This is a genomic window from Streptomyces ossamyceticus (assembly GCF_001418475.1).
Taxonomy (GTDB): Bacteria; Actinomycetota; Actinomycetes; order Streptomycetales; family Streptomycetaceae; genus Streptomyces; species Streptomyces ossamyceticus.
The window spans coordinates 1-5,224 of sequence record NZ_LIQX01000340.1; the positions used below are offsets into that span (position 1 = coordinate 1).

At 71.3% G+C, this 5,224-nt stretch carries 4 protein-coding genes; 2 read left to right on the plus strand and 2 right to left on the minus strand.

The genetic code is table 11. The annotated features are described in order from the left end of the window. Window positions 1–38: 38 nt before the first annotated feature. Both AOK15_RS24485 and fxsA read right to left on the minus strand, forming a co-directional pair. Window positions 39–2,447 (minus strand): FxsB family cyclophane-forming radical SAM/SPASM peptide maturase, encoded by a 2,409-nt coding sequence (locus AOK15_RS24485; RefSeq protein ID WP_055520407.1) that lies wholly within the window; start codon window positions 2,445–2,447, stop codon window positions 39–41. Window positions 2,448–2,488: 41 nt separating this feature from the next. Next, on the minus strand, window positions 2,489–2,686 hold the full coding sequence (fxsA, locus tag AOK15_RS42665) for an FxSxx-COOH cyclophane-containing RiPP peptide (RefSeq protein ID WP_055538757.1): 198 nt from the start codon (window positions 2,684–2,686) through the stop codon (window positions 2,489–2,491). A 720-nt stretch (window positions 2,687–3,406) separates the two neighbouring features. Between fxsA and AOK15_RS24490 the strand changes: the two genes are divergently transcribed. Both AOK15_RS24490 and AOK15_RS24495 read left to right on the plus strand, forming a co-directional pair. Continuing rightward, window positions 3,407–4,396, plus strand: coding sequence for an intradiol ring-cleavage dioxygenase (locus AOK15_RS24490; protein WP_205632221.1), 990 nt, complete (start codon window positions 3,407–3,409; stop codon window positions 4,394–4,396). 9 nt (window positions 4,397–4,405) lie between these two features. After that, a partial coding sequence (locus AOK15_RS24495; RefSeq protein WP_055520412.1) for a triphosphoribosyl-dephospho-CoA synthase occupies window positions 4,406–5,224 on the plus strand: 819 nt, incomplete at its 3' end.

The following is a 5,224-nucleotide window of genomic DNA, read 5'->3' on the forward strand; positions in this document are numbered from 1 at the left end:
CGCCGCTCCTTCTCCCACGGAGATCCGTCAGAAGGGCCCTAACGCGCCGCCGCCTCCCAGGCGCCCCGGTGCTCGCCGGCCGCCTGCCGGGCCGCACGCAGCGCCTCCGCCCCGACGTCGGCCGTCCGGAACCCTCGGAGGGTCCCCCGCATCCCCGCCACGAACCGCTCCCCGGCGGGAGTGAGCGCACCGGACCCGGCGAGGGTCTCCACCGCCTCGGCCGTCTGGTCCCGCCAGCGGGAGAACTGCACCTCGGCCATGCGGGCCGTGTCACCGTCGGCGGACCGCCACCGCGCGAACCAGAACTCGATCACCGCCAGATGGGCGTACGTCCCCTGTAGCAGCCCCTCCAGCGGACGCGGATCAGGGCGCCAGGGGGCGTAGAACAGCTTGTCGCACGACGGGTCGTAAAGATCCGTCAGATCGAGCACGGCACCCAGCTTGACGTGCTGGAACTCATGGACGAGCAGCAGCGCGAGCGACTCGGGGGCGGCGGGGCGCGCGATGGCGACCGCCCCGAACGCGTCGCGGGCCGCCGAGCTGATGTCGGAGCCGTCGGAGGCGGGGCCAAGAGGGGTGACCACCTGGAGCCCGGCGGCGATGCCGGGAGCGTACTGCGGAAGTTCGCGGCGGATCCACGCCCACGCGGCGGCCAGGTCGGCCCGCCATGCCTCGGCCTCGCCCTCGCCGAGCCGGGGGTGCGCCGGATGGCCGTGGCAGTCCCGCCAGGGGTCGGTGTCCTCCAGCGCCACAGCCCAGCCGTCCAGTTCGAACCGTCGGCTCCCTCGCCAGGCGGGGTCCTTGGGGCCCTTCCAGGACACCGTGTACGTCGTGCCGTCCGCGCGGACCGTGAAGCCTTCGTTGTCCGTGCGGACCTCGGCCTGCTCGACGCCGTCCCCCAGCGCGAGGGTTCCCAGCGTCGGCAGCCGCAGCACTCCCTCGTGGACGGGCACGACGACGGCTTCCGCTCGTCCGGCGCGCAGTGCGGCGGCCGCGGCGATCTCCGCCACGCCGCGCATGGCGATCTCGGCCGCGTCCGTGCCGCCCTCCAGGGACCGGAGGGCCCAGGGACGCACGTAGGGGTGGGCGAGGATCCGGTCGACGGATTCGGGGGCCGTGCCGTCGAGGAGCGTGAGTGTCTCCCAGGCGGCCTCACCCAGCGGGGTGTGCGGCGTCTCGTGCCAGACGAGGCCCAGCAACTCACGGCCGAGGGAGAGCTGGTGGCGGGCCAGCAGGTCCGTGGTGGCGGTGGAGCCGAGGCCCGCGGCCAGTTCGTCGAGGTGCTCGTCGGCCAGCGCGGGCTGGACGGACTGGTCGGACATGTGTCGGTCCCGGATGTCGGTGATGAGGCGCAGCAGGTCGGAGCAGTACACGGACGGGTTGAGGAAGTCGCTGCCGGTCCGGTACCGGTGGGCGTACAGCCCGCCGCCGCAGGAGCGTACGACCGGGCAGGCCCGGCACTGGTCCGACAGCCCGTCGAGTCCCTGCTGCCGGGCGACGAGGCCCGGGTGCGCGGCCACGTCGTCGAGCGAGTGGGTGATCACGTCCATGCCGGTGACGGGGGCGCCGTCGTAGGCCGTCTTGAGGGAGTCGGCCTGTTCGAAGCTGCCGTCGGTCTCGATCACGGCGAGGTCGGCGGGCGCCAGCCCGAGTGACTCGGTCAGGCTGCTGTCGCCGCGCAGGGTGCGCAGGACGGAGTCGAAGATCCGTACGTCCATGGGGCGGCCGTCCGCCGCCCAGCGGTCGTACACCGCCAGCAGCCAGCGGGCGTAGGCCGTGCCGTCCGAGTCGTCGGCGGGCCGGAGCGGGGGTTCGTCCCAGGTGGCGTGCGGGAGGAGGAAGTCGACGCGGGGCGGCCGGAGTTCGGCGAGCGCGTCGTAGACGGCGACCGGGTCGTTGCGCACGTCGATGGTGCAGAGGATGCCCGCGAACAGGTGGCGGTAGCGGGGCCGGTCGAGCAGGGCGATACCCCGCAGAACCCGGTCGTGGCTGCTGCGCCCGTTGGCGTAGCGGCGGTGCAGGTCGTTCGCGGCCTTGTCGCCGTCGAGCGAGACGCCGACCTTGATGTCGAACTCGTCGAACAGGTCGAGGAACCGCTCGTCGAGGGTGACGGCGTTGGTGTGGATCCGCAGGTCGAGGGCGCACACACCGGTGAGCGTCCGGTGCAGTTCCTCCGCCGCTCGGCGCAGCCGGGTGTGACCGGCCAGGAGCGGTTCGCCGCCGTGCAGCACCACATGAACGGTGTCCAGGCCATGCGTTGTGGCATGTTCGGCGATGCGTTCCGCCGTGGCCTTCAGGACTTCGTCGGACGTCACAATGGGCCGACCGCGCCAGCTTTGGTCCGCATGTTCGAACACATAGCAGTGATCACATGCCAGATCGCAGCGGCTGTGCATTTTGAGCACGAATTGGCGTAAGGGGTGGATTGGTCGGCCCATGGGTGTCATGAGAGGTGCGTCAGTTCCCGATCGATGGATGATCGATGAGATCAGACCGAGCTCTGGAAGGCCGCGACCGCGACTCTGCCCGGTCCCCGCCGCTCGACGCCGTTCGACACGGCGCGAGTCACTGCCGGGGACAGTGCGCCGCTACTCTGTGCAGCCAAACGCACGAGGGAAACCCGCTCCGGGCCGACCGCGGTCGGCTTTCCCGGCTCTTCGGCCGCGATGTCGAGAGAAGCGTTCATTCGGACCTCATCTTCTGACAGCACCTCAGGTGCTGACCTGTATGGCCTTCGATAACTGAAGCATTGGCCGACGGGAACCGCGCGCCGGGAAGGCCGAGTCAGAAGCTGCAGGGGCCGACTGGACGAGCGGCATCAGATGCCAGCCGGCCTGATTGCGTGCTGACGATAGCGCTCGTACTGGACGACAAGCGCATCCTCCACGACATAAACGTGAGGCGGGTCACACCAGCGGGTGAATGCCGACACCTCCCTCTGTCGCCAATGCCGAGGCCACCGCCCTGAGGCCTGGTCAACCTCGCCCTGATGACGATCGCGAGCAGGCCTGGACCTCGTAAGGTTTTTGCCTATTCTTTACTCTTGGGCTCATCGATAAAAGGGGTAAAACGGTCCTCGAGGTGGCGTACTGAACTTGACCTGAAGCACTAAAGGCGCGGTAGTGCATTCCTTGCGCTCCGCTCCAACCAAGTGCGCCCCCAAGCGACTTGATCCACTTCCGTCCTCGGGGAGAGCCCGGTCCCGTACAGCGTTTCTCGGCTCCAGGCAAGATCCGGAAAAGTCACTCTCCGTAGCGCCAGGCAGGGGGTGGAACGCCGACCAAACGTGACGACGCCGCGCCCCGGCGAACGGTTCCGCCTCCGCCGACCGACCTGCTCCCCGCTCTCAGCGCCCTCACAGCCATCCCCCAGCCCCCTGACGGACTGAGTCCCTAGGTTCTGCGGCATGACGGGACATCACGCAAGCAAAACGATCACTCGGCGCCGGGCGCTCGCCGTGACCGGAGGGACGGTCGCGGCCGGTGGGCTGGCGGTCGCGGGTTACCGGGCGGCGTTCGCGGACGAGACGACCGGCGCGGCGGGGACGGCGGCCTCGGCGACGAGTGTGAGCGGCAGTACCTGCATGACGTTGATGACGAGCGTCACCGAGGGGCCGTACTACCTCGACGGCGCCCTGGTGCGGAAGGACATCACCGAGGGCAAGAGCGGCGTCCCGCTCGCCCTGCGGCTGACGGTCGTCGACGCCGGCGACGGCTGCACCCCGGTCCCCGGCGCGGCGGTGGAGATCTGGCACTGCGACGCCTGGGGCTACTACTCCGGCTACACCACCGCCAACCCGGGCGGTTCGGCCCCCGCCGAGAGCGAGGACGGCTCCACCGCCGACGACGCCACCTACCTGCGCGGCTACCAGATCGCCAATGCCGACGGGGTCGTCAAGTTCGAGACGATCTTCCCCGGTTGGTACACCCCGCGCACCTGCCACATCCACGTCAAGGTGCACACCGGCGGCGAGAAGGAGGACGGCACCTACGAGGGCGGCAAGGTCAACTACACCGGCCAGTTCTTCTTCGACGACGAGATCGCCCAGGAGGTCTTCACCCTGGAGCCGTACTCCCGGCACACCGGCAGCTACACCACCCTCGACGACGACATGGTCTACGACGGCGGCGGCGCCGCCGGCGGCCTGCTCACCCTCAAGGCCGTGAAGAAGGGCAACCCCGCCCGGGGCTATCAGGGCTTCCTCACCCTCGGCATCGACCCTGACGCCGAGAACACCGGCGCCGGGAGCGGCAACGATGGTGGGGGCGGCGGTGGCGGTGAGGGCGGCACACCGCCGGCGGGCGAGCCCCCGACGGACGGCCCGACGCGGTCCGACGCCTCGTCGGGGTCGTCGGCCGGCACGGACCCCGCCTCCGCCTCCGCATCCGCCTCGTAAGGTACGGCCTTGAACAGCCGCGAGGACGAGACGCTGGCGCAGGCCGCCGTGGCCGCGCTCACCCGGCAGTTGGAGCTGACTCCCAAACCCGGGCTGCCCGACCCGCGAGACCTCCGCGCCCGGATCACCCGCCAGGACCACCGTGCCCTGCGCTGGTCGGCGAAGGCACTGCTCCCCGGCCTCGCGGCGATGGCGGCCTGCGCCCGCCGCAACGGGGCCCCGACACCCGAACTCCGCGCGGAACTCGGGGCGATAGGGCGATCCACCGAACACTCACTGACCCTTGCCGGGGGCGGCCACCGGGGCGCCACCTGGGTCCTGGGCCTCCTGGTCGCCGCGGCGGCCCTGGAACCGGGCGCCCGGGGCCGCGAACTCGTGGCCACCGCGAAGGAGATCGCCGCCCACCCCGACCGAGGGGCGCCCCGGCGGCCGTCCCGAGGGTCCTCGGTCTCCGCCGAGTACGGCGCGGCCGGCGCCCGGGGCGAGGCCCGCGCAGGATTCCCCCATGTACGCCGGGCCCTGGACGTCCTGGCCGCGGCGCGCACCGCCGGAACGCCGGAGGAGGACGCCCGTCTCGACGCCCTGCTGACGGTCATGTCGACCCTCCAGGACACCGAACTGCTCTACACCGCCGGCCCGTACGGACTCCGGCACGTCCAGACGGCGGCCCGTGGCGTCCTCGACGAGGGCGGCACGGCCACGACGGCCGGCCGCAGGGCCTTGGCCGCGTTCGACGCGGAACTGCGGCTGCGGGGCTGGAGCCCTCGGGGCAGCGGCTCCCTGCTCGCGGGCGCGTTGTTCGCCGACGCGGTGCGGGTGGGGGTGGGC